Source organism: Variovorax guangxiensis (assembly GCF_003952165.1).
In the GTDB taxonomy this organism is placed as follows: domain Bacteria; phylum Pseudomonadota; class Gammaproteobacteria; order Burkholderiales; family Burkholderiaceae_C; genus Variovorax; species Variovorax guangxiensis.
Window position 1 is genome coordinate 170384 of the sequence record NZ_RXFT01000007.1, and the last position, 22007, is coordinate 192390.

General features: G+C 69.2%; 23 protein-coding genes. 2 read left to right on the forward strand and 21 right to left on the reverse strand.

What is annotated here, in order from left to right; translation table 11 throughout:
- Positions 1–41 precede the first annotated feature (41 nt).
- The 6 genes from EJP67_RS17945 to EJP67_RS17970 form a co-directional block, all read right to left on the reverse strand.
- Entirely contained in the window at positions 42–866 is an 825-nt protein-coding gene (locus tag EJP67_RS17945) for a ChbG/HpnK family deacetylase (protein WP_126023069.1), read from the reverse strand.
- The gene (locus EJP67_RS17950) at positions 859–2478 is read right to left on the reverse strand and encodes an ArnT family glycosyltransferase (protein ID WP_126023070.1); all 1620 of its coding nucleotides are present in this window, start codon (positions 2476–2478) and stop codon (positions 859–861) included. Before EJP67_RS17950 ends, EJP67_RS17945 begins: the two co-directional genes overlap by 8 nt.
- Positions 2475–3530, reverse strand: a complete 1056-nt coding sequence (locus EJP67_RS17955) for a glycosyltransferase family 2 protein (RefSeq protein WP_126023071.1) — start codon at positions 3528–3530, stop codon at positions 2475–2477. Before EJP67_RS17955 ends, EJP67_RS17950 begins: the two co-directional genes overlap by 4 nt.
- Complete coding sequence (locus EJP67_RS17960; RefSeq protein ID WP_126023072.1) at positions 3527–4123, reverse strand: phosphatase PAP2 family protein; 597 nt, start codon at positions 4121–4123, stop codon at positions 3527–3529. Before EJP67_RS17960 ends, EJP67_RS17955 begins: the two co-directional genes overlap by 4 nt.
- A gap of 168 nt (positions 4124–4291) precedes the next feature.
- The gene (locus tag EJP67_RS17965) at positions 4292–4744 is read right to left on the reverse strand and encodes a hypothetical protein (RefSeq protein WP_206169521.1); all 453 of its coding nucleotides are present in this window, start codon (positions 4742–4744) and stop codon (positions 4292–4294) included.
- Between the two features lie 179 nt (positions 4745–4923).
- Complete coding sequence (locus EJP67_RS17970) at positions 4924–5556, reverse strand: YiaD family glycine zipper/OmpA-like lipoprotein (RefSeq protein WP_126023073.1); 633 nt, start codon at positions 5554–5556, stop codon at positions 4924–4926.
- A gap of 195 nt (positions 5557–5751) precedes the next feature.
- Between EJP67_RS17970 and EJP67_RS17975 the strand changes: the two genes are divergently transcribed.
- Positions 5752–6159, forward strand: a complete 408-nt coding sequence (locus EJP67_RS17975) for a hypothetical protein (RefSeq protein WP_420824274.1) — start codon at positions 5752–5754, stop codon at positions 6157–6159.
- A gap of 92 nt (positions 6160–6251) precedes the next feature.
- Here EJP67_RS17975 and EJP67_RS17980 read toward each other — a convergent pair whose 3' ends face one another.
- From EJP67_RS17980 to EJP67_RS18050, 15 genes are all read right to left on the reverse strand, one after another.
- The gene (locus EJP67_RS17980) at positions 6252–6812 is read right to left on the reverse strand and encodes a methyltransferase family protein (protein ID WP_126023075.1); all 561 of its coding nucleotides are present in this window, start codon (positions 6810–6812) and stop codon (positions 6252–6254) included.
- Positions 6813–6840: 28 nt separating this feature from the next.
- The gene (locus tag EJP67_RS17985; protein WP_126023248.1) at positions 6841–7599 is read right to left on the reverse strand and encodes an SDR family NAD(P)-dependent oxidoreductase; all 759 of its coding nucleotides are present in this window, start codon (positions 7597–7599) and stop codon (positions 6841–6843) included.
- A gap of 29 nt (positions 7600–7628) precedes the next feature.
- Positions 7629–9701: a phenylacetic acid degradation bifunctional protein PaaZ gene (gene paaZ, locus EJP67_RS17990; RefSeq protein WP_126023076.1), complete on the reverse strand. Its 2073-nt coding sequence runs from the start codon at positions 9699–9701 to the stop codon at positions 7629–7631.
- Between the two features lie 153 nt (positions 9702–9854).
- Positions 9855–10586, reverse strand: coding sequence for an ABC transporter ATP-binding protein (locus tag EJP67_RS17995; protein ID WP_126023077.1), 732 nt, complete (start codon positions 10584–10586; stop codon positions 9855–9857).
- Positions 10583–12493, reverse strand: coding sequence for a branched-chain amino acid ABC transporter ATP-binding protein/permease (locus tag EJP67_RS18000; protein ID WP_126023078.1), 1911 nt, complete (start codon positions 12491–12493; stop codon positions 10583–10585). The genes EJP67_RS17995 and EJP67_RS18000 overlap by 4 nt, the downstream gene beginning before the upstream one ends.
- A complete protein-coding gene (locus tag EJP67_RS18005; RefSeq protein ID WP_126023079.1) occupies positions 12490–13518 on the reverse strand; it encodes a branched-chain amino acid ABC transporter permease in 1029 nt (342 codons plus the stop codon). Before EJP67_RS18005 ends, EJP67_RS18000 begins: the two co-directional genes overlap by 4 nt.
- A gap of 172 nt (positions 13519–13690) precedes the next feature.
- Positions 13691–14836: an ABC transporter substrate-binding protein gene (locus EJP67_RS18010; protein WP_126023080.1), complete on the reverse strand. Its 1146-nt coding sequence runs from the start codon at positions 14834–14836 to the stop codon at positions 13691–13693.
- Positions 14837–14882: 46 nt separating this feature from the next.
- Entirely contained in the window at positions 14883–15968 is a 1086-nt protein-coding gene (gene paaE / locus EJP67_RS18015; protein WP_126023081.1) for a 1,2-phenylacetyl-CoA epoxidase subunit PaaE, read from the reverse strand.
- Positions 15969–15981: 13 nt separating this feature from the next.
- Positions 15982–16506 carry a 1,2-phenylacetyl-CoA epoxidase subunit PaaD gene (gene paaD / locus EJP67_RS18020; RefSeq protein WP_420824273.1) on the reverse strand — a complete coding sequence of 175 codons (525 nt, stop codon included), beginning with the start codon at positions 16504–16506 and terminating at the stop codon, positions 15982–15984.
- Entirely contained in the window at positions 16503–17282 is a 780-nt protein-coding gene (gene paaC / locus EJP67_RS18025; protein ID WP_126023083.1) for a 1,2-phenylacetyl-CoA epoxidase subunit PaaC, read from the reverse strand. The genes paaD and paaC overlap by 4 nt, the downstream gene beginning before the upstream one ends.
- Positions 17283–17292: 10 nt before the next feature.
- Positions 17293–17589, reverse strand: a complete 297-nt coding sequence (gene paaB / locus EJP67_RS18030; RefSeq protein WP_126023084.1) for a 1,2-phenylacetyl-CoA epoxidase subunit PaaB — start codon at positions 17587–17589, stop codon at positions 17293–17295.
- Positions 17586–18596 carry a 1,2-phenylacetyl-CoA epoxidase subunit PaaA gene (gene paaA, locus EJP67_RS18035; RefSeq protein WP_126023085.1) on the reverse strand — a complete coding sequence of 337 codons (1011 nt, stop codon included), beginning with the start codon at positions 18594–18596 and terminating at the stop codon, positions 17586–17588. The genes paaB and paaA overlap by 4 nt, the downstream gene beginning before the upstream one ends.
- Positions 18597–18634: 38 nt before the next feature.
- A complete protein-coding gene (gene paaK, locus EJP67_RS18040) occupies positions 18635–19945 on the reverse strand; it encodes a phenylacetate--CoA ligase PaaK (RefSeq protein ID WP_126023086.1) in 1311 nt (436 codons plus the stop codon).
- An 11-nt stretch (positions 19946–19956) separates the two neighbouring features.
- Complete coding sequence (paaI, locus tag EJP67_RS18045) at positions 19957–20421, reverse strand: hydroxyphenylacetyl-CoA thioesterase PaaI (protein WP_126023087.1); 465 nt, start codon at positions 20419–20421, stop codon at positions 19957–19959.
- A 4-nt stretch (positions 20422–20425) separates the two neighbouring features.
- Positions 20426–21229 (reverse strand): enoyl-CoA hydratase-related protein, encoded by an 804-nt coding sequence (locus tag EJP67_RS18050; RefSeq protein ID WP_126023088.1) that lies wholly within the window; start codon positions 21227–21229, stop codon positions 20426–20428.
- Positions 21230–21397: 168 nt separating this feature from the next.
- On the opposite strand from EJP67_RS18050, the gene EJP67_RS18055 reads away from it, so the two are divergent.
- Entirely contained in the window at positions 21398–22000 is a 603-nt protein-coding gene (locus EJP67_RS18055; RefSeq protein ID WP_126023089.1) for a phenylacetic acid degradation protein PaaY, read from the forward strand.
- Positions 22001–22007 lie beyond the last annotated feature (7 nt).

The following is a 22007-nucleotide window of genomic DNA, read 5'->3' on the forward strand; positions in this document are numbered from 1 at the left end:
CGGGGCAGGGAGACGGCGCGCATGTTACGCGAGCGGCATGTTCAGCCGCGTTTCAGGCACCGTGAGAGTGGCGCGAGCGCGATCCCGCTGTATTGGCCGACCCCGAGCGCCAGCGCGCGCAGCGCCGTGTATTCGTGCAGCCGCGCGCCGCTATGCGGGTCGCCGGGCATGATGCCGGCGGCCGGGTGGCACATGAGCACGTCGCCGGTGCGGCAGGCCGAGAGCCATTCGGACAAACGCTGCTGGTGGCGCTCCATGTCGCCCGAGAAGTCGTAGACGCCCAGCAGCCGGCTGCTGGTGGGAATGCCGCGCCGGGCGGCCAGTGCAGCGAGCCGCGCGCCGCCCAGCGTGTGGATGACGCGGGCCTTCAGACTGTCGGGTCCATGGCGCCAGCCCGGCGCCGTGTTGCGGACCCAGGGCGGCGAGGAGGGATAGCGCCGCGAGATTTCTTCCACCAGCAGCTCGCGCACCACCGGGAACTGGTGCACGTGCCGGTGCCCGTCCACGAAGGCGGGGGCACGGCCCATGGCGTCCTCGAAGCGGGTGAGCTGGTCGAGGATGTCGGCCTGCAGGCCCGGCGCGAAGATGGTGCGCGTGTACGTGCGCGCGAGCAGGCCGCCCAGCCCCGGCTCGGGGCCGCCGGCATGCGCGGGCCGCGTGAGGTCCAGGTGCAGGCCGGTGTCGAACTCCGCTGGCTCCAGGCGCCGCAGCAGCCTGGCTCCGGCCAGCCAGGCCTCGCGGCGCACCATGCCGCTGGCGGCGGAGATCTTGCCCTTCTCGGCGAGGTCGAGCACGGCCGAGTTGATGCCCGCGCTCATGCCGAAGTCGTCGGCGCAGATGCAGAGGCAGCGGGGCGATTCAGTCATTGCCGTTCGCGCCCGAGTGCGGGGCGGGAGCTGGGACTGCGGCGGGGAATGGGGCGGTATCCAGGCAGTGCGGATCGCCCGTGGCGCTTCCCTTGAAGCGCCAGGCCGCCAGCCCGTCGTTCACCGCCACCAGCTGCGCATGGTGCAGCCAGGGGTTCGCGAGATGCGCCGTGTTCGAGCCGACGACCCAGGTGGCGTGCGGCACGCACAGCACGTCCGCGAGCTCGGTTCGGTCGACCAGCGTGCGCGCCGCGCGCGCCGGCTCGAAGCGGCTGGCGTCGAAGATCTCCTTGCGCCAGTTGTCGCGCGTGTCCTCGGCCGCCGCCTTCCAGTCGTCCGCCACCAGCACCGGCTCGCGCAGGTTCCAGTAGAAGGGAATCTCGTAGTGGTAGCCGTCGAGCATCAGCACCTGTTCACCCGGTGCCACCGCTTGCCCAGCCGGCAGGCGCAGGCGCGTACCTGGCGGCGACGAGTACACCATGACCGCGACCACGCAGCCGATGCACACCGTTGCCGCCGCCAGCGTCATCGCGCGAACCTTCGGCAGCAGGGCTTCGAGCGAGCGGCTCGCCAGAACCCGCTGCGCGATCAGGTACGCCAGGGGCGGGAGCGCCGGAAGAACATAGCCCACCAGCTTGGACCGCGGCAGCGAGAAGAACACCACGATCACCGCGAGCCAGATCCACATCAGCCGGTCGATGTCCGGCTGCCGGGGGCGTGCCGCGTCGTCGCTCGCTCCCTCGTTCGACCCGCGAGGGACGAACACCCATGCGAACCACGGCAGCGTCAGGCCCGCCAGCACCGGAAGATAGAACCAGAAGCCGTGCTCGTTGTTGAAGCCCGAGGACGCGAAGCGCCGGAAGTGCTGGGTGACGACGAAGTAGTCGAAGAACTCCGGATACCGCAGCTGCATCGCGACGAACCACGGCCCGGCCACGGCCAGCAGCACGGCCCAGCCGGGCAGCCACAGCGCGAGCCGCAACGACGCGAGCCTGCGCGTCGTTGCGCACCAGATGAAGATCACCATCGCGGGCAGCACCAGGCCGATCAGCCCCTTGGCCAGCAGGCCGGCCGCGGCGAACAGCCAGGCGCCGGCCAGCAGCGCTCGCCACGGTTCCTCGCGCTCCCGGGCCAGCGCCGCGCCGGCCGCCAGCAGCACCGTGGCCGAGATGCAGCCCGCCACCAGCATGTCGAGGTTGGCGAACTGCGCGCCGAGGAAGAAGAAGGGCGTGGTCGCCAGCACCACCGTGGACAGCAGCGTCAGCCGCGCCGTCGACCAGCGTCGCAGGAAGAGGAAGAGCGCCGCCGCGGCCACTGCGCCGCCCAGGACGGACGGCAGCCGCGCGGCCCATTCCACCGGACCGGTGATCGACATGGCCGCCGCGCCTATCCAGTAGAAGAGCGGCGGCTTGTGGAAGAAGGGCAGCCCGTCGAGCCGAGGCACCAGCCAGTCGCCCGAGCGAAGCATGGCGAGCGCGACGCCGCCGTAGCGGCCCTCGTCGGGCGCCATCAGCGGGCGCATCCATGCGGTGGCCAGCAGCCAGGCGAAGAGGGCGACGATGATCCATAGCGGTCGGGGGGAGGTCCACCATGCGGGAGCGGCCCGTTTCATGTCCGCCCGGTCTCCAGCCCCGTGCCGCGCTCGCGGCGCACCACGTAGAGCGGCCGTCCCTTCACCTCCTCGTAGATGCGCGCGATGTACTCGCCCACGATGCCGGTGGAGATCATCTGGATGCCGATGAAGAACATCAGGCTCGCGACGATGGTGGTCCAGCCCGAGACCGAGTTGCCGAACAGCAGGTAGTCGACCGCCACGAAGGCGCCGTAGGCGAAGGCCGGCACCGCCAGCATCAGCCCCACCACGCTGACCACCCGCAGCGGCCAGGTGGTGAAGGCGGTGAGCCCGTCGATGGCCAGCCCCACCAGCCGCCGCGTGTTGAAGCTGCTGGCGCCTTCCGCGCGCGGCGCGGGCGTGTAGGGCAGCGCCACGGCGCGAAAGCCCACCCAGGCATACAGGCCCTTCATGAAGCGGCTGCGCTCGGGCAGGCTCATGAGCGCGTCGACCACCTTGCGGTCCATCAGGCGGAAGTCGCCCGCGTCCCTGGGCACGGCGAAGCGGTCGGACGCGTTGACCAGGCTGTAGAAGAGCCTGCTGCCGAGCTGCTTGAAGCGGCTTTCGTCGCTGCGCTGCTCGCGCACCGCGTACACCACCTCGGCGCCGGCCACCCACTGCGCGATCATGGTGTGGATGAGCTCCGGCGAATGCTGCAGGTCGCCGTCGAGCAGCACCACCGCGTCGCCCGTGGCGGCGGCGAGGCCCGCGGTGAGCGCGGCTTCCTTGCCGAAGTTGCGCGACAGCGAGATGCAGCGAAAGCCCGAGAGCTCGCACCATGCCTCGGCAACGGCCACGGTGTCGTCGGTGCTGCCGTCGTCCACCACGATGATCTCCCAGCGCAGGCGCGTGGCCCAGAGGATGTCCTCCAGCAGCGGAAGCAGGCGCCGCAGGTTCGGCCCCTCGTTGAAGCAGGGGATGACGCAGGAGATGCTGCGCGCTTCGTCCGGCGGCGCGAACGCGACGGCCGCGCGCGTCGCGGGAGCATCGTCGGCCTGTTGCAGCCGGATCGGTGCGCGCGAGTGCCGGCTGTTGTCGGTCGATGAAATCATGGATGCCTCCAGAAAGAAGCGGCCGCTGGCGTGTCGTCGCGAGTGCGGCCAACGGGCGACGCCGGAAAAGAAACGAAGCGGTGCACCAGCAGCTGCGCGAGCGCGAGCAGGCCGGCGATGGCGCCCCCGAGCAGCATGCCGGCGACGATGTCGATCGGGAAATGCACGCCCACGTAGACGCGCGCCCAGCCCGTGACCGCCGCCAGCGCCAGCAGCGGCACGCCCAGCCTGCGCAGGCCGGGGCGCAGCAGGAAGGCCAGCGCCACCATGAACATCACGGTCGCGTGCGTGCTGGGCAGCGAGCCGCGGCCGGCGTGCTCGATGTAGGCAGGAGCAAGCCCGAGGACGAACGGGCGGGGCGTGTTCAGCGCCAGCGCGATCGCGTGGGAAGCCATCGATGCGAGGCCGGAGAAGGCCGCGACGATGAACAGATAGGCGCGTTCGGCGCGATGCCGCCACAGCGCGAAGACGAGCACGCCCGCGCACAGCCAGCTGCCCCAGAGCGCAAAGGCGGATGCGAAGGACAGCACCCACGGCGTGGGCTGGCTGCCGGCGGTGAGCCACTGGAAAAGCGTGATGTTCAGTGCGTTCATGACGCCACCTTCATGGGCGTGGTCGGGAACTGGAAAACGGCGGGCGAACGAAGCCACGCGGCGCCACGGGCGCAGCAGGAGAAACTTGACATGGTCGGACCTTTCGACAGGGAAGAGAAAGCCCGCTGCGAGGCGCAGCGGACCACCCGACGCGCGAGGCGTCGTGTCTCAAGTGACGGAAGGTGGGGCGACGGTAGGCGGCAGTCGACGCCAGGGTTGCGCCGGAGGTGGCGCGCCGCCGTGTGGCGGGACGTGTTCGGGCACTTCGCGCGCGATGGGAACGGCGAGCCGCGCGACGGCCAGTGCCAGCGGCAGCATCGCGAGCACCATCGCCATCAGCATGCCCAGCGCGAGGTCGAAGGCATCGGGGTGGTCGATGCTCGCGGCGGCCTGGGCGAACAGCGTGGTCTCGCGGTCGGACTGATGATCCGCGCGGTCGTCGGCCTCGAACTGGGTGGTGTCGCTGGCGCTGCGCACGCGCAGCATCGGCTCGTCTTCCAGCCCGTCGCAGCGGAAGTGGGCCGCGATGAAGGGCTGCAGAAAAATCAGCAGCATGCCCGCGACGCACCACGCCTTGTGGTGTGCCTCGACGAAACGGCGAACGCGCGCGAGCAGCAGCATGCGCGAATGCTAGGAGGCTCGTGTGAACCGAACCTGATCGTGCGGGTCAGCATCCCGCAAGGTTGAAGATGACGCGCGTGTGAAGGGTTCCTGGGGCGAGGGGCCGTCGACCCTGTGCCGGCGGCCCTACCCGGGCAGGGCCGCCTCCGGCTGGCAGCGGCCGGGGCGTACTGTCTCGCCTACTGCGAGACGGGCTTCAGGTAGATCTCGACGCGGCGGTTCTGCGTGCGCCCGTCCTCGGTGGCGTTGCTCGTCACGGGCTGGGTCTGGCCTCGTCCTTCGGTCGTGAGGCGCGCGCTCTTCACGCCATGGTCGACCAGGTAGGCGCCCACGCTCTGCGCGCGGCGCTGCGACAGCGCCATGTTGTGCTCGGCATTGCCGGTGCTGTCCGTGTGGCCGACGACGCGTGCGTTGATGCTGGGCTCCTGCGCGATCGTCTGGGCCACGCCGTCGAGGACATTGCGGAAAGATGGCTTGATGGTGGCGCTGTCGGTGTCGAAGGTCACCTGGCTGGGGATGTTGAGCTTCAGCGAGCCGTCGGGCTGATCGATGATCTGCGTGCCGGTGTCGGCGGTCTGGCTGCTGAGCTTGTTGCGGATGGTGGACCAGTTGTAGCCGACACCTGCGCCAACGGCGGCGCCGACTGCCGCGCCGATGGCTGTGCTCTTCCTGTCGCGGCCGATGAGGTTTCCCACACCCGCGCCTACCGCCGCGCCGGCACCGGTGCCGACGGCCGTATGGGTTGCTTGCTCGGATGCGCAGCCTGCGAGGAGCGCCGCGACGATGGCGAGCGAGGTCATTGTGATTTTCATGTTCTTCCCTTTTCGATGTTTCTGATCCGGATCGGCGACGTCCGCGGTCTGCCGCGCCGGCGCTCGATCCGAAGGGAACAACTCATGCACGCTCACTCCGGCCGACAGCGTTGGCCTCGCGGAGGCCGCGAAGCCTCATCTCTTTCATTCCGTCGTGAAATAGGTCTCGCGCCGTACGGCTCGTCACACATCCGGGTGAACATTCGTCAACTGCGTTGCGGCGCGGGCGTTGGTCGCTGCATGCACGTGCTTTCGTGCGATCCACAAGGAGCGATCTTGAAGAAGACCCTTTTCCTGCTGGCGGCCAGTTCCGTCCTTGCCGTCTCCGCCTTTGCTCAACAGCCATCCGCTCCCGCGACTACCGCCCCTGCAGCCACATCGCCCGCTGCCGCCGCGCCCGCCCCGGCAGCGACCAAGCCCGCCGCAGCACCTGCCGCCGCCGCTCCCGCGGCGGTACCCGCCGCCGGCCAGGTGTGGGTCAACGGCAAGGTCTATCACTGCGCCAACGACAAGTACTTCGGCAAGACCAAGCGCGGCTCGTACATGTCCGAAGCCGATGCGAAGGCCAAGGGCGCGCACGCCGCCCACGGCAAAGCTTGCTGAGCATCGAGGCCACGTGAAAAGCGCCCCTGACGGGGCGCTTTCTCCTTGGCACAGCGGAAGGCCTTGCGCCCTCTACAGCGGGGCGGCAGGTCCTAGAACACGAACGGTATGAAGCGCCGCGTGCCGCGCATGTACGCGCGGTAGTCGTCGCCGAAGTGCGCGATGCATTCCTGCTCGTCGCGCAGGGCGGTCATGAACAGCAGCAACGTGGCCGCGAGCACCAGTGCCAGCGTGAGCCAGGTGAACTGCTTGAGGAAGGCGCCCCAGGCCAGCAGCATCAGCGCGGTGTACATGGGGTGGCGGATGTAGCGGAAGGCGCCGCTGCTGACGATGGCCGATGTCTTCTCGAAGCCGTACAGGGCCGGATCGTCGTTGCGCGCGTCGCCGGGCTTGCCCTGCGCCTTGAGCAGCCGCACCGCGTGTATCGGCAGCCAGATCGACAGCACGAAGAAGAGCGAGGAGATGATCTGCCTGGCCGAGAACGGATCGTCATGCCACACGGGCAGGTTCAGCACGATCAGCACCAGCATGCATTCCCACGCGAAGAAGCGGTAGAAGCCGTGCGAGCCCGGCTGGCTCAGCGGGCCGCGCGACACGTACAGCAGCGCGGCCGTGCCGGCGACGAGGAGGAAGATCTGGATCCAGAAGAGCATGGCCGGCGAATTTACACGGCCCGAAGGCTCAGCCCGAAATAGAGAAGCCGCCGTCAACGGGAATTGCGGTTCCCGTCACGTAGTCCGACGCGGTGCTCGCCAGGAACACTGCGGTGCCGGCGATGTCGCCCGGCTGGCCCCATCGGCCGGCGGCGGCTCGGGCCTTCACGCGCTCGTACAGTCCCGGGATCTGGCTGCGTGCGCCGTCGGTCAGCTCGGTCTCGAACCAGCCCGGCAGGATCGCGTTGACCTGGATGTTGTCCGCCGCCCAGGAGAGCGCCGTCGACTTGGTGAGCTGCACGATGCCCGCCTTGCTCGCCGCATAGGCCGGGGCGTAGGGCGCGCCGAAGATCGACATCATCGAGCCGATGTTGATGATCTTGCCGCCGCCCGCGGCCTTCAGGTGCGGATGCGCGGCGCGGCTGCACAGGAAGGCGCTGGTGAGGTTGGTGTCCATCACCTTGTGCCACTCGTCCAGCGCGAGCTGGTCGACGGGCTTGCGCACCGTGGTGCCTGCGTTGTTGATGAGGATGTCGAGCCGGCCGCAGCGTGCGGCGGCGTCGTCGAAGAGCTTGCTCACCGAGGCCTCGTCGCTCACGTCGGCCTCGAGCGCGAAGCTGTCGCTGCCCAGCGCCCTCAATGCCTCGACTGCCGCGGCCGACTTCTGCGCGTTGCGCGCCGCGACGATGACGCGGGCGCCGGCCTTGGCCAGCCCCTGCGCCATGCCGAGGCCGATGCCTCCGTTGCCGCCCGTGACGAGCGCGACTTTGCCGGTGAGGTCGAACATGGAGGACTGGGAAGACGACGAAGAGGACATCAGGCGGTGGCCGAGGCGGCGGGTGCTTCGGGCTTCTTGGAAACGAGGGTCAGGATATCGTAGCTGGCGACCAGCTCGCCGTCCTGGTTCGTCACTTCAACGTCCCATGCCACCACGCCCTGGCCCTGGCCGCTCGCGTCCTTCTTGTTGCGGTCGATCTTGCGCTTGCAGGTCAGGCGCGCGCGGATGGTGTCGCCGATGGCCACGGGCTTGGTGAAGCGCAGCGTGTCCAGGCCGTAGTTGGCCAGCACCGGCCCCGGCGCGGGCGACACGAACAGGCCCGCGGCCGCCGACAGCACGAAGTAGCCGTGCGCGATGCGCTTGCCGAAGGGCGATTCCTTGGCCGCCACCTCGTCGAAGTGCATGTAGAAGTAGTCGCCCGAGATGCCGCCGAAGGCCACGATGTCGGCCTCGCTCACGGTGCGGCGGTGCGTGAGCAGCGAATCGCCGACGCGCAGGTCCTCGAAGTAGCGGCGGAAGGGGTGCACCTCGCTCTCGCGCACGGCAGCGCCGCGCACGTGCTCGCCGGTGATGGCGGCCAGCATGGTGGGCGAGCCCTGCACGGCGGTGCGCTGCAGGTAGTGCTTCACCGCGCGCAGGCCGCCGAGCTCCTCGCCGCCGCCCGCGCGGCCCGGGCCGCCGTGCTTGAGCTGCGGCAGCGGCGAGCCGTGGCCGGTCGATTCGGCGGCGGCCTCGCGGTCGAGCACCAGCAGGCGGCCGTGCCAGGCGGCGGCCACCGGAATCGCCTTGGCGGCGGTGGCCGGATCGCGCGTGACCAGCGTGCCGACCAGGCTGCCGCGGCCGCGCGCGGCCAGCGCCAGCGCCTCGTCGATGCCGTCGTAGGGCATCAGCGTGCTGACGGGGCCGAAGGCTTCCACGTCGTGCGCTGCGTCGTGCTCGAGCGGCTTGCGGCTCAGCAGCAGCGTGGGTGCGAAGAAGGCACCTTCGCCCACGCCGTCGCCCACGGGCGAGAAGCCGTCGCGCTCGCCGTAGACCAGCTCGGCACCCTTGAGCAGCGTCGCCACGCGCTCGGCCACGTCGGCCTGCTGGTCGCGCGAGGCCAGCGCCCCCATGCGCACTTCCTCGCGCGAGGGGTCGCCCACGACCGTCTTCGCGAGCCGCGCGCGCAGGCGCTCGGCCACCGCGTCGAGGTGCTGGCGCGGCACGATCGCGCGGCGGATGGCCGTGCACTTCTGGCCGGCCTTGATGGTCATCTCGCGCGCCACTTCCTTCACGAAGAGATCGAACTCCTCGTCGTCGGGCGTCACGTCGGGCGCGAGGATCGCGCAGTTCAGCGAGTCGGCCTCGGCGTTGAACGGGATCGACTGGCGCACGATGTTCGGATGCACGCGCAGCTTCGCGGCGGTGTCGGCCGAGCCGGTGAAGGTGACCACGTCGGGCCCTTCGAGCCGGTCGAGCAGGTCGCCCGTGCTGCCGATGACCAGCTGCAGCGCACCCTCGGGCAGGATGCCCGACTGCACGATCAGCCGCACCAGCGCTTCTGTGAGGTAGCTGGTGGCCGTGGCCGGCTTGCCGATGCAGGGCATGCCCGCGAGGAAGCTGGGCGCGAACTTCTCGAGCAGGCCCCACACCGGGAAGTTGAACGCGTCGATGTGCACCGCCACGCCGCCGCGCGGCACCAGGATGTGCGTGCCCGCGAAGCCGCCCTTCTTGCCCAGCGGGAAGGCCGGGCCTTCGTGCACCAGGTTGCCTGAGGGAAGCTCGTTGGTGCCGATGCCGGCATAGGCGCTCAGCGTGCCGGCGCCGCCTTCGATGTCGATCCAGCTGTCGGCGCGCGTCGCGCCCGTGTGGGCCGAGATGGCGTAGAGCGTTTCCTTGTTCGCGGCGAGGAACTTGGCCAGGGCCTTCAGGCGCTCGGCGCGCTGCTGGAAGTCGAGCTTCATGAGCGCGGGAATGCCGGTGCGGCGCGCGTACGCCAGCGCCTCGGCGAAGTCGATGGCCTCGGCGTGCGTGGCGGTCACGGGCTTGCCGTTGACGGCGCTGCGCAGCTGCTGCGCGGCCTGCTGGCCGATCCAGCGGCCGGCGATGTAGCTTTGGAGGGTGGTGGTCATGGTGCGTGTCCTTTCGCGGTGTCTGTCTTGCTCCTTCCCCCTCTGGGGGAAGGCGGGGATGGGGGCAAGCGGCATCGGTTCGGCGCAGTGCCTTTTCGGCCGCCGCATGCCCCCACCCCGGCCCTCCCCCAGCGGGGGAGGGAGGAATTCAGCTCACTCCTTCTTGCCGATACCCAGGTACGTATCGATGATCCTTTGGTCGTGCAGCAGGTCGCGCGCCTTGCCTTCGAGCGCCACGGCGCCCATTTCCAGCACATAGGCGCGGTCGGCCACCTGCAGCGCGGCGCGGGCGTTCTGTTCCACCAGCAGCACCGACACGCCGTGGCTGCGCAGCTGCGACACCACGCGCAGCACCTCGCGCACCACCAGCGGGGCGAGGCCCAGCGAGGGCTCGTCGAGCATCAGCAGGCGCGGCCGCGCCATCAGCGCGCGGCCGATGGCCAGCATCTGGCGTTCGCCGCCCGAGAGCGTCGATGCCATCTGCGCGCGGCGTTCCTTCAGGCGCGGGAAGATGGCGAAGATCTCGTCCATGCGCGCGCGCTGGTCGCGCTTGCCCTTGCGCCACTGGTAGAAGCCGCCGAGCAGCAGGTTGTCTTCGACCGACATCTCGCCGAACAGCTCGCGCCGCTCGGGCACCAGCGCGACGCCGCGTGCCACCATGGTCTCGACGCTGGGGCGCGAGACGCGCTCGCCGTCCAGCAGCAGCTGGCCGCTGGAAGGCAGCAGGCCCATCGCCGCGCACAGCAGCGTGGTCTTGCCGGCGCCGTTGGGGCCGATGACGGTGACGATCTCGCCCTCGTTCACCTGCAGGCGCACGCTGTGCACCGCTTCCACGGTGCGGTAGGCCACGCAGAAGCCGTCGAGTTGAAGCAATGGGTGGCTCATCGTGCGTCTTCCAGCAGTTCGTCGTCGGCCCCGCCCAGATAGGCTTCGAGCACGCGCGGATTGGCCTGCACTTCGGCGGGCGTGCCGGTGGCGATGACGGTGCCGAACTCGAGCACCGTGATGCGGTCGGCGAGGTTCATCACGAACTCCATGTCGTGTTCCACCACCAGGATGCCCAGGCCCTCGGCGCGCAGCTGCGCGAGCAGTTCCGAGAGGGCGCGCTTCTCCAGGTGGCGCAGGCCGGCGGCGGGTTCGTCGAGCAGCAGCACCGAGGGCTGGCCGGCGAGCGCGCGGGCGATTTCCACCACGCGCTGCTGGCCGAGCGAGAGCGATGCGGCAGGCGTGTCGGCATGCGCGCCGAGGCCGCAGCGTTCGATCTGCTTGCGGGCTTCGGCCATCAGCGCGGCCTCTTCCGCGCGGTCCAGGCGCAGCATGGCCGACAGCCAGCCGCGCTTCGCGCGCAGGTGGGCACCGAGCGCCACGTTCTCGACCACGCTGCGCTGGCCGAGCAGCCGCACGTGCTGGAAGGTGCGGCCCAGGCCCAGCGATGCGAAGGCGCGCGAGGGCTTGCCCGACATGGGCTGGCCCACCAGGCGCACTTCGCCGGTCGTCGGATCGTCCACGCCCGAGATCATGTTGAAGAAGGTGCTCTTGCCGGCGCCGTTGGGGCCGATGAGGGCATGCACCTCGCCGGCCTTCAGCGTCATCGAGATGTCGTTGTTGGCCACCAGGCCGCCGAAGCGCTTGCTCACGCCGTCGGCCTGCAGCAGCAGCGTGCCGGCGGCCGGCACCGCGCGCTGCGCGAGCTGCACGTTGGTCGATGCGGCGGGGCCGGCACCGGCCGCACGCGGCACTTCGCGCACCCAGCGGCGCGACAGCCGCGCGAGCGTGGGCCACAGGCCGTCGGCGAAGCGCTGCAGCACGAAGAGCATCAAGAGGCCGAACACCACCACTTCGAAGTTGCCGCTGGTGCCCAGCAGCGCGGGCAGCACGTCCTGCAGCTTTTCCTTCAGCAGCGTGATCAGCGTGGCTCCCAGTACCGCGCCCCAGAGGTGGCCCGCGCCGCCGACCACCGCCATGAACAGCATCTCGATGCCGATGTTCAGGTTGAAGGGCGTGGGGTTCACGAAGCGCTGCATGTGGGCATAGAGCCAGCCAGAGATGGCCGCGAGCAGGGCCGCCAGCACGAAGAGCTTGATGCGGTGGCGCGCAGTGTCCACGCCCATCGACTCGGCCATCAGCCGGCCGCCCTTGAGCGCGCGGATGGCGCGGCCCTCGCGCGAGTCGAGCAGGTTGTGCATGGCCCACAGCGCCAGCAGCAGCACCGCCCAGATCACCACGCCCAGCATGCGCGGCGTGGCGAAGGAAAAGCCCGCCACCACCAGCGGCGGAATGCCGGTGATGCCGGTCTGGCCGCCGAGGAACTCCATGTTGCCCAGCAGGAAGTACAGGCTCAGGCCCCAGGCGATGGTGCACAGCGGCAGATAGTGGCCCGAGAGCTTGAGCGTGACCGCGCCGAGCGCCCAGGCCAGCGCGAAGGTCAGCGCCAGACCGAGCAGCAGGCCCAGCCACGGCACCAGCGCCGAGCCCGCGAGGCCGCCGAGCCAGCCGGCGGCGGTGGGCGAGGTGCAGATCCATGCGGTGGCGTAGGCGCCCATGCCGACGAAGGCGGCCTGGCCGAACGAGGTCATGCCGCCCACGCCGGTCAGCAGCACCAGGCCCACGGCCACCAGCGCGTACAGGCCGATGTTGCTGAGCACGCTGACGGTGAACTCGGGCAGCCAGCCCCAGGCCAGCGCGAGCGCGACGATGAAGACGAGGGTGAGCACGCGCGGCGTCACCAGCGGGCGGCTTTCGGGTGCCGCACTGGCGGCTGCGGGAGCGGTGGTCGGTGAAGACGGGTTCATTCCTCGTCCTCCACGTGATGGCTGTTCAGCGAGCGCCACAGCAGCACCGGAATGATCAGGGTGAAGACCAGCACTTCCTTGTATGCGCTGGCCCAGAAGGAAGAGAAGGCCTCCAGCAGCCCCACCAGCAGCGCGCCCGCGAGCGCCAGCGGATAGCTCGCCAGCCCGCCGACGATGGCGGCCACGAAGCCCTTCAGGCCGATCAGGAAGCCGGTGTCGTAGTAGACCGTGGTGATCGGTGCGATCAGCAGGCCCGAGATGGCGCCGATGACGGCCGCCAGCGCGAAGCTCAGGTCGCCCGAGAGCTCGGTGGGAATGCCCGACAGCCGCGCGCCCACGCGGTTGATGGCGGTGGCGCGCAGCGCCTTGCCGACCATCGAGCGGCCGAAGAACCAGAACATCGCGATCACCAGCACCAGCGTGACGCCGACCACCACCAGCGACTGGCCGTTGACCGGAATGCCGCCGAGGTCGAAGCGCATTTCAGAGAACGCGCTGGTGCGCGAGCCCTCGGCGCCGAAGAAGAAGAGGCCCAGGCCGACCAGCACGCCATGCAGCGCCACCGACACGATCAGCAGCATCAGCACGCTGGCATCCGCCAGCGGGCGGTAGGCGACGCGGTACAGCAGCGGGCCCAGCGGCGCGATCAGCACCAGCGTGGCGATCGACTGCATTGCGAGCGAGGTAGGCTTGAAGCCGAGCACCAGTACCGCGGCGATGGCCGGGAAAGCCACGCACCAGGTCAGCGCCGAGCGCCAGTCGACGGTGGCGCCGCGCTTCCAGCGCCAGGCCTCCACCACCAGCACGATGGCGGCAAGCGCCAGCAGCAGCCATAGCGTGGAGGGCGCGCGCCCGCCCTGCAGCGCGGCCATCGACAGCGCACCGAAGGCGACGAACTCGCCCTGCGGGATGAAGATCACGCGCGTGACCGAAAACACCAGCACCAGCGCGAGCGCCATCAGTCCGTAGACCGCGCCGTTCACGATGCCGTCCTGCCCCAGCAAAAGGGCAATCTGCAAATCCATATAAAACCCTCGGGCTCGGCCCTTGTATCGAGTCAGTGCGTTGCGTTGCTCCTTCCCCCTCTGGGGGAAGGTTGGGATTGGGGGCACTCCCGCGCTCAATGCTGCGCGAAGTTCAATGCCGTCGAGCCCCCACCCCGGCCCTCCCCCAGCGGGGGAGGGAGAAAGCGCGGGATCAGGGCTGGTATTTCCAGGCGCCGTTCTCGATCTTGACCATGACACGTGCACGCTGGTCCAGGCCCAGGTGGTCCTGTGCGGTCATGTTGAACACGCCATGCGCGCCGGCCACTTCCTTGGTCTGCTCCAGCGCGTCGCGCAGTGCGGCACGGAACTCGGGCGTGCCGGGCTGGGCCTTCTTCAGCGCGACGGGCACGGCCGAGCTCATCAGCAGGCCGGCGTCCCAGGCGTGGCCGCCGAAGGTAGAGACCGAGCCCTTGCCGTAGGCGGCTTCATAGGCGGACACATAGGCGAGCGCGGACTTCTTCACCGGGTTGCTGGCGGGCAGCTGGTCGGCCACGAGCACCGGGCCTGCGGGCAGGAAGGTGCCTTCCACGTCCTTGCCGCCCACGCGCAGGAAGTCGGCGTTGGCCACGCCGTGGGTCTGGTACATCTTGCCGGTGTAGCCGCGTTCCTTCAGCGTCTTCTGAGGCAGCGCGGCCGGCGTGCCGGAGCCGGCGACCAGCACCGCGTCGGGCTTGGCGGCCATGATCTTCAGGGCCTGGCCTGTCACCGAGGTGTCGGTGCGGGCATAGCGCTCGTTGGCCACGATCTTGATCTTCTTCAGGTCGGCGGCCTTGGCGAACTCCTGCGACCAGCCTTCGCCGTAGGCGTCGGAGAAGCCGATGAAGGCGACGGTCTTCACGCCATTGGCGGCCATGTGCTCGGCGATGGCCAGCGACATCATGATGTCGTTCTGCGGCGTCTTGAACACCCACTTCTTCTTGGCGTCCATCGGCTCGATGATGCGCGCCGACGCGGCCACCGAGATCATCGGCGTCTGCGCCTCGCTGGCCACGTCGATCATGGCGAGCGAGGCCGGCGTGGTGGTCGAGCCCAGGATCACGTCGACCTTGTTCTCGGCGATGAGCTTGCGCGTGTTGTTGACGGCCGCGGTGGTGTCGGAGGCGTCGTCAAGCACGATGTAGTTGATCTTCTGCCCGCCGATCGTCTTGGGCATCAGCGAGATGGTGTTCTTCTCGGGGATGCCCAGCGAGGCTGCCGGGCCGGTGGCCGAGATGGTCACGCCGACGTTCACGTCGGCCCAGGCCGCGAGGGCCGTGGCGCACAGGGCGGCGGTCAGCAGGGGCTTGAAGAATTTCATGGTTGGTTTGTCTCCGTTTGAAATGAAAGTTGAGGCCTGAAGTATCTCAGCGCTCGTCGAAGGAAAGCGTGACGCGTTCGGTCAGCGGGTGTGCCTGGCAGGTCAGTACGAAGCCCGCGGCGACTTCATTCTTGTCGAGCGCGAAGTTTCTTTCCATGCGGACTTCCCCGTCCACGCACTTCGCGCGGCAGGTGCCGCACACGCCCGAGGTGCATGAGAACGGCACCTCGAGCCCCGCGGCCGATGCCGCATCGAGGATGCTGGGCTGGCCTTCGGTGAAGGTGATCTCGCGCTGCAGCCCGTCGCGCACGATGACGATGCGCGCCTGCTTGGCGTCACCGGGCTGGGCTTCGTGCACCACCGCGCCCACCTGCGTGGCCGAGGGCAGGGCGACGCCGAAGCGCTCGATGTGGATGCGGTCTTCCGGCACGCCGGCCGCCAGCAGCGCGGCCTCGGCTTCGTCGTTCATCTGGAAGGGGCCGCACACGTAGACATGGTCGATGTCCGCTGCAGGCACCACGCTCGCGAGGAACTCGCCGATCTTCTCGCGGTTCATCACGCCGAAGCCCAGCGGCGAATCGGTGTGCTCGTCGGAGAACACATGCTGCAGCACGAGGCGCGTCATGTAGCGGTTCTTCAGGTCCTCGATTTCTTCCTTGAACATCGTGGACTGCAGCTGGCGGTTGCCGTAGATCAGCGTGAAGCGGCTGTGCGGCTCGCGCGCGAGCACCGTCTTCATGATCGACAGGATGGGCGTGATGCCGCTGCCGCCGGCAATGCCGACGTGATGGCGCGCCGAGCCCGGCTCGATGGGCACGAAGAAGCGGCCCTGCGGCGCCATCACCTGCAGGGTGTCGCCGGGCTTCAGGCTCGCGTTGATCCAGTTGGAGAACACGCCGCCGAGCACCTTGCGCACGCCGACGCGCAGCTCGCCGTCGTCGAGGCCGGCGCAGATCGAGTAGGAGCGGCGCAAGTCCTGGCCGTCGATGTCGTGGCGCAGCGTGAGGTACTGGCCCTGCGTGAAGCCGAAGACCTGCTGCAGATCGGCCGGCACCTCGAAGGAGACGATGACGGCCTCGGCCGTGTCGGGCTCGATGGCCTTCACGCGCAGGGGATGGAAGAGGGTGCTCATCGCGGGGGAAGTCTCAGATGGGTTTGAAGTGTTCGAAAGGCTCCTTGCACGCCATGCAGCGGTACAGGGCCTTGCAGGCGGTGGAGCCGAAGGCCGACAGCCGCTCGGTGCGCTCGCTCGCGCAGCGCGGGCAGGCGATGCGCTCGCCGGCGATGCGGCCGAAGAGCCTGATCGGCATGGCCGTGTTGGCGGCCTGCTCCGCGTTCAGGTGCGCGGGCGGCGCGATGCCGTAGGCCCTGAGCTTGGCGAGGCCCTCGTCGCTGATCCAGTCGCTGGTCCAGGCAGGCGCGCGGCGCAGGGTGGCGCGCGCGCGGCCGAGGCCGGCCTGCTCGACGGCGGCCAGCACGTCGTGCTCGATGGCCTCTGTCGCGGGGCAGCCGGAGTAGGTCGGCGTGAGCACGATCTCCAGGCCGTCGTCGTGCTCGATCACCTCGCGCACGATGCCGAGGTCGCACACCGACACGGCCGGCACCTCGGGGTCGGGCACGGTGTGCAGCACCGCCCATGCGGCATCGACGCGCGAGGCCAGGGCGTTCACCACACGCCTCCGGGGAAGGTGCGCTGCAGGTGCTGCATCTCCGCGAGGATGTAGCCCATGTGCTCGCTGTGCACGCCGTGCTTGCCGGTGCTGCGGAAGGCGGCTTCCCTGGGCATGGCGAGGCCGGCGGCGTCCAGCACCTGCTGCATCTCGGCGAGCCAGGGCTCGCGCAGTTCGCTCCATGCCGGGCCGAGGCCGCTCGCGCTGGCAGCGGCATCCACTTCGTCGCTGAAGAACAGCTCGGGCATGTAGAGCCACAACTGCTTCAGCGCCTTCTCGGTGCGGCGGCGCGATTCCTCGGTGCCGTCGCCCAGCCGCACCACCCAGTCGCCCGAGTGTTGCTGGTGGTAGCGCGCTTCCTTCAGCGCCTTGCCGGCGATGGCGGCCACCTCGGGGTCGTTCGACGCGGCCAGGCGCTGCCACAGCAGCTTCAGCAGCGTGGACACCATGGTGTTGCGCACCACGGCGAAGGCGAAGTCGCCGCGCGGCAGCTCGGCGATGGTGAGGTTGAAGTAGTCGCGCTCGTCGCGCAGGTAGGCGAGCTGGTCCTCGTCATGCTCGCGGCCGGCGCCTTCGAGCTTGCCGGCGTGCGTGAGCAGCGCGCGGGCCTGGCCGACGAGGTCGAGCGCGATGTTGGCCATCGCGATGTCTTCCTCCAGCACGGGCGCGTGGCCGCACCATTCGCCCAGGCGCTGCGCGAGCACCAGGCAGGTGTCTCCGATGCGCAGCAGGTATTGCACGGCGGGCGTGCGGTTCAGTTCGATCGATGCTTGCATGGGGCGGCGCTCACATGTGGTCGACCGACTTGGGCAGCGCGTAGAAGGTCGGGTGGCGGTACACCTTGTCCTCGGCCGGATCGAAGAACATGTCCTTGTCGCCCGGATCGCTGGCCACGATCTGGTCGGAGCGCACCACCCAGATGCTGCTGCCTTCCTGGCGGCGGGTGTACACGTCGCGCGCCATCTGGATCGCCATCTTCGGGTCGGCGGCGTGCAGGCTGCCGCAGTGCTTGTGGTCCAGGCCGGCCTTGCTGCGCACGAACACTTCCCACAGGGGCCACTCTTGCTTCTGTTCGACGGTCATGCCGCCTCCTTCATAGGTTGTTTGTTGGCGTGGGCCAGCGCGGCTTCGCGCACCCATGCGCCGTCTTCCCAGGCGTCGACGCGGGCCTGCAGGCGTTCGCGGTTGCAGGGGCCGTCGCCGCCGATCACGCGCCAGAACTCGCTCCAGTCGATGGCGCCGAAGTCGTGCGCCTGGCGCTCTTCGTTCCACTTGAGGTCGGGGTCGGGCAGGGTCACGCCGAGGATGCGGGCCTGCTCCACGGTGGCGTCGACGAACTTCTGGCGCAGCTCGTCGTTGCTGAAGCGCTTGATGCCCCAGCGCATCGACTGCGCGCTGTTGGGCGACTGGTCGTCCGGCGGGCCGAACATCATGATCGAGGGCCACCACCAGCGGTTGACCGCGTCCTGCACCATGGCCTTCTGCGCCTCGGTGCCGTGGGTCATCATGGTCAGCAGCGACTCGTAGCCCTGGCGCTGGTGGAAGCTCTCCTCGCGGCAGATGCGGATCATGGCGCGCGCATACGGCGCGTACGAGCAGCGGCAGATCGGCACCTGGTTCATGATGGCCGCGCCGTCCACCAGCCAGCCGATGGTGCCCATGTCGGCCCAGGTCAGCGTGGGGTAGTTGAAGATCGAGCTGTACTTGGCCTTGCCGCTGTGCAGCGCCTCGAACATCTGGTCGCGCGAGGTGCCCAGCGTCTCGGCCGCGGCATACAGGTAGAGGCCGTGACCGCCCTCGTCCTGCACCTTGGCCAGCAGGATGGCCTTGCGCTTGAGCGTGGGCGCGCGGCTGATCCAGTTGCCCTCGGGCAGCATGCCGACGATTTCCGAGTGCGCGTGCTGGCTGATCTGGCGCACCAGCGTCTTGCGGTAGTGCTCGGGCATCCAGTCCTTCGCCTCGATGAAGTCGCCGGCGTCGATGTGCGCGTCGAAGCGCTCCTCGAGGCGCATCTCCTCTGCGGAGCGCACGGCCTTCTGCTTGCCGTCGCCCGCGTCCTTGCCCATGGTGTCCATTGCCTGGGTGTACATGTGCGTGTCCTTTCGGTCGGTGTTGGAAGTGGCTTGTGTCAGCGCGGGCGTGTGTCGATCACGCGGCGCGCCTTGCCGGTCTGGGTGCGTTCCATCTCGTCGGGGCCGTGCACCACCACGCGGGTGGAGATGCCGATGAGCGTCTTCACGCGGTGCTGCAGCCAGTCGCCGATGGCGGCGCGGTCGGCCGATGCGACATCCGCGGGCTTGAGCTCGCAGTGGATCTCGACCTGGTCGAGCTTGTCGGCGCGGCTCACGTGCACCTGGTAGAGGCCCGAGAGCGCCTGGTGCGCGAGCACGATTTCTTCCACCTGCGTGGGGAACACGTTGACGCCGCGGATGATCATCATGTCGTCGCTGCGCCCGACGATCTTGCCCATGCGGCGGAACGAGCGCGAGGTGGGCGGCAGGAGGCGCGTGAGGTCGCGCGTGCGGTAGCGGACGATGGGCATGGCCTCCTTGCTCAGCGAGGTGAAGACGAGCTCGCCTTCCTCTCCGTCGGCCTTCAGCTCGCCGGTCTCGGGGTCGATGATCTCGGGGTAGAAGTGGTCTTCCCAGATCACGGGGCCGTCCTTGCTCTCCACGCATTCGCTGGCCACGCCCGGGCCCATCACTTCGCTGAGGCCGTAGATGTCGACCGCGTCGATGCCGGCCCTGGCCTCGATGTCGCGGCGCATGGCTTCGGTCCACGGCTCGGCGCCGAAGATGCCTACCTTGAGCGAGCTCTCCTTCGCGTCGAGCCCCTGGCGCTCGAACTGCTCGATGATCACCTGCATGTAGCTGGGCGTGACCATGATGATGTCGGGCTTGAAGTCCTGGATGAGCTGCACCTGCTTCTCGGTCTGGCCGCCCGACATGGGGATGACGGTGCAGCCCGCGCGCTCGGCGCCGTAGTGCGCGCCCAGGCCGCCGGTGAAGAGGCCGTAGCCGTACGACACGTGCACCATGTCGCCGGGCCGGCCGCCCGCGGCGCGGATGGAGCGGGCGACGAGGTCGGCCCAGGTGTCGATGTCCTGCAGCGTGTAGCCCACCACGGTCGGCTTGCCGGTGGTGCCGGAGGAGGCGTGGATGCGCGCGACCTTCTCGCGCGGCACGGCGAACATGCCGAAGGGGTAGTTGTCGCGCAGGTCGCTCTTCACCGTGAACGGGAACTTCGACAGGTCGGCCAGCGACTTCAGGTCGTCGGGGTGCACGCCCTTGGCGTCGAAGGCGCGGCGGTAGTGCGGCACGTTGTCGTAGGCGCGCTGCAGCGTGGCGCGCAGGCGGGCGAGCTGCAGCGCGGCGATCTCGTCGCGGCTGGCGGTTTCGATGGGCTCGAGCTCGCCGGGGGCGGGGCGTTTGACTGTCATTTCGTGTTTCCTCAGGCGGCTGCTGCGGTGGGCGGAACGGCCGGGCGGCCCTTGGCGGTGTAGGAGCGGCCGCGGAAGATCGCGACGCGCTCGCCGCGCTGGTTGGTGATTTCGGTGTCGTACACGCCGGTGCGACCGGCCTTCGACACCTCGTGGCAGCGCGCGGTGAGCACGTCGCCCTCGCGCGCGGGTGCGATGAAGTCGATGGCGAAGCCCGAGGCCACGGTCAGCTCGTCGTAGGAGTTGCAGGCGAAAGCGAAGGTGGAGTCGGCCAGGGTGGCCATGAAGCCGCCGTGGCAGATGGCGTGGCCGTTGAGCATGTCGGGGCGCACGCGCATCTCGATGGTGGCCTGGCCGGGGCCGACCTCCACGATGCGCATGCCCAGGCCCTTGCTGGCGTTGTCGTTGGCGAACATGCCGTCGCGGACGTACTCGGCCGTCTGCTGGGGCGTGCGTTGCTGGTTGTTGTCGGTCATGGCTTCAGCGGTCCTTGAAGACGGGCGCGCGCTTGGCGCGGAAGGCTTCCACGCCTTCGCGGTAGTCATTGGCGTTGCCCATCTCGCGCTGGATGCGGGCTTCCTCGGCCAGCGCCGCGCCCAGGTCCATGTGCTGCGCGGCGGCCATGGCCTCGCGGGTGGCGACGAGGGCGCGCGTGGGCATGCCGGCGAGCTTCGATGCGAGCGCGGCTGCCGTTTCGGCGAGCGCTGCGTCGTCCACGCACTGCCAGATCAGGCCGATGCGCACGGCTTCCTCGGCGGGCAGCTTGTCGCCGAGCATCGCGATGCCCAGCGCGCGCGCCGAGCCCACGAGGCGCGGCAGCAGCCAGGTGCCGCCGGTGTCGGGCACGAGGCCGATCTTGGTGAAGGCCTGGATGAAGCTTGCCGAGCGCGCGGCCACCACGAGGTCGCAGCACAGCGCGAGGTTGGCGCCCGCGCCGGCGGCCACGCCGTTGACGGCGGCGATGACCGGCACCGGCATCGAGCGCAGTCGTGCGACCAGAGGGGCGTACCAGGTGGAGATGACGTGGCCCAGGTCCTTGGGCGCGGCGCCGGGCGTCGGGTCGGGTGCGACCGACGGGTCGGCCAGGTCCTGACCCGCGCAGAAGGCGCGGCCGGCGCCCGTGAGCACCACGCAGCGCACGCTCTCGTCGGCTGCCGCGGCTTCCAGCTCGGCCATCAGCGCTTCATGCAATTGCGTCGTGAAGCTGTTGAGGGCGGCCGGCCGGTTCAGGCTCAGCGTGCGGACGGCACCGGCGTTGGTGGTGAGTACCAAAGGCTCAGTCATCGCTTGTCTCTTTCATCCTTATGGGTACGGGCCGGTGTGCAAACACTATTGACCGACCGTTCGGTTGATTTTAGGATCGACCTCGATGGCGGCACAAGCCGGCTCGATCAGGGCAAACCCTGAGAGCGCGCCGAAAGCCAGCCAAGGCAAGACAAGGAGACAGAGCGAATGCCCAGTTATTCCATCGACGGCGTGATCCCGGTCGTCGATCCGAGCGCCTACGTGCATCCCACGGCCGTGCTGATCGGCGACGTGATCGTCGGCCCCAACTGCTACGTGGGCCCGTGTGCCAGCCTGCGCGGCGACTTCGGCCGCATCGTGCTGGAGGAGGGCTCCAACGTGCAGGATCACTGCTGCATCCACGGCTTTCCCGACAACGACACGGTCGTCGAGGTCAACGGCCACATCGGCCATGGCGCGATCCTGCACAGCTGCATCGTGCGGCGCGACGCGCTGGTGGGCATGAACGCGGTGGTGATGGACGAGGCCGAGATCGGCGAGAAAGCCATCGTCGCCGCGTGCGCCTTCGTGCCGGCTGGCATGAAGGTGCCGGCGCGCACGCTGAGCGCCGGCATTCCGGCAAAGGTCAAGCGCGAGCTGAGCGAGGAAGAGATCGCCTGGAAGCTCGAAGGCACCCAGACCTACCAGGCGCTCACGGTACGCAGCCTCGCGAGCCTGCGCGAGGTGGAGCCGCTTTCCAGCGTGGAGAAGAACCGCCCGAGCCTGCCGGCCACCGACGTGCGTTCGCTCATCGCGACGAAGCGCGGCTGAACCTCGC

Bases quoted from the DNA above. Each gene is read 5' to 3' on its own strand.
- EJP67_RS17945 (WP_126023069.1), bottom strand. From the start codon at position 866: ATGACTGAATCGCCCCGCTGCCTCTGCATCTGCGCCGACGACTTCGGC.
- EJP67_RS17950 (WP_126023070.1), bottom strand. From the start codon at position 2,478: ATGAAACGGGCCGCTCCCGCATGGTGGACCTCCCCCCGACCGCTATGG.
- EJP67_RS17955 (WP_126023071.1), bottom strand. From the start codon at position 3,530: ATGATTTCATCGACCGACAACAGCCGGCACTCGCGCGCACCGATCCGG.
- EJP67_RS17960 (WP_126023072.1), bottom strand. From the start codon at position 4,123: ATGAACGCACTGAACATCACGCTTTTCCAGTGGCTCACCGCCGGCAGC.
- EJP67_RS17965 (WP_206169521.1), bottom strand. From the start codon at position 4,744: ATGCTGCTGCTCGCGCGCGTTCGCCGTTTCGTCGAGGCACACCACAAG.
- EJP67_RS17970 (WP_126023073.1), bottom strand. From the start codon at position 5,556: ATGAAAATCACAATGACCTCGCTCGCCATCGTCGCGGCGCTCCTCGCA.
- EJP67_RS17980 (WP_126023075.1), bottom strand. From the start codon at position 6,812: ATGCTCTTCTGGATCCAGATCTTCCTCCTCGTCGCCGGCACGGCCGCG.
- EJP67_RS17985 (WP_126023248.1), bottom strand. From the start codon at position 7,599: ATGTTCGACCTCACCGGCAAAGTCGCGCTCGTCACGGGCGGCAACGGA.
- paaZ (WP_126023076.1), bottom strand. From the start codon at position 9,701: ATGACCACCACCCTCCAAAGCTACATCGCCGGCCGCTGGATCGGCCAG.
- EJP67_RS17995 (WP_126023077.1), bottom strand. From the start codon at position 10,586: ATGAGCCACCCATTGCTTCAACTCGACGGCTTCTGCGTGGCCTACCGC.
- EJP67_RS18000 (WP_126023078.1), bottom strand. From the start codon at position 12,493: ATGAACCCGTCTTCACCGACCACCGCTCCCGCAGCCGCCAGTGCGGCA.
- EJP67_RS18005 (WP_126023079.1), bottom strand. From the start codon at position 13,518: ATGGATTTGCAGATTGCCCTTTTGCTGGGGCAGGACGGCATCGTGAAC.
- EJP67_RS18010 (WP_126023080.1), bottom strand. From the start codon at position 14,836: ATGAAATTCTTCAAGCCCCTGCTGACCGCCGCCCTGTGCGCCACGGCC.
- paaE (WP_126023081.1), bottom strand. From the start codon at position 15,968: ATGAGCACCCTCTTCCATCCCCTGCGCGTGAAGGCCATCGAGCCCGAC.
- paaC (WP_126023083.1), bottom strand. From the start codon at position 17,282: ATGCAAGCATCGATCGAACTGAACCGCACGCCCGCCGTGCAATACCTG.
- paaB (WP_126023084.1), bottom strand. From the start codon at position 17,589: ATGACCGTCGAACAGAAGCAAGAGTGGCCCCTGTGGGAAGTGTTCGTG.
- paaA (WP_126023085.1), bottom strand. From the start codon at position 18,596: ATGTACACCCAGGCAATGGACACCATGGGCAAGGACGCGGGCGACGGC.
- paaK (WP_126023086.1), bottom strand. From the start codon at position 19,945: ATGACAGTCAAACGCCCCGCCCCCGGCGAGCTCGAGCCCATCGAAACC.
- paaI (WP_126023087.1), bottom strand. From the start codon at position 20,421: ATGACCGACAACAACCAGCAACGCACGCCCCAGCAGACGGCCGAGTAC.
- EJP67_RS18050 (WP_126023088.1), bottom strand. From the start codon at position 21,229: ATGACTGAGCCTTTGGTACTCACCACCAACGCCGGTGCCGTCCGCACG.
- EJP67_RS18055 (WP_126023089.1), top strand. From the start codon at position 21,398: ATGCCCAGTTATTCCATCGACGGCGTGATCCCGGTCGTCGATCCGAGC.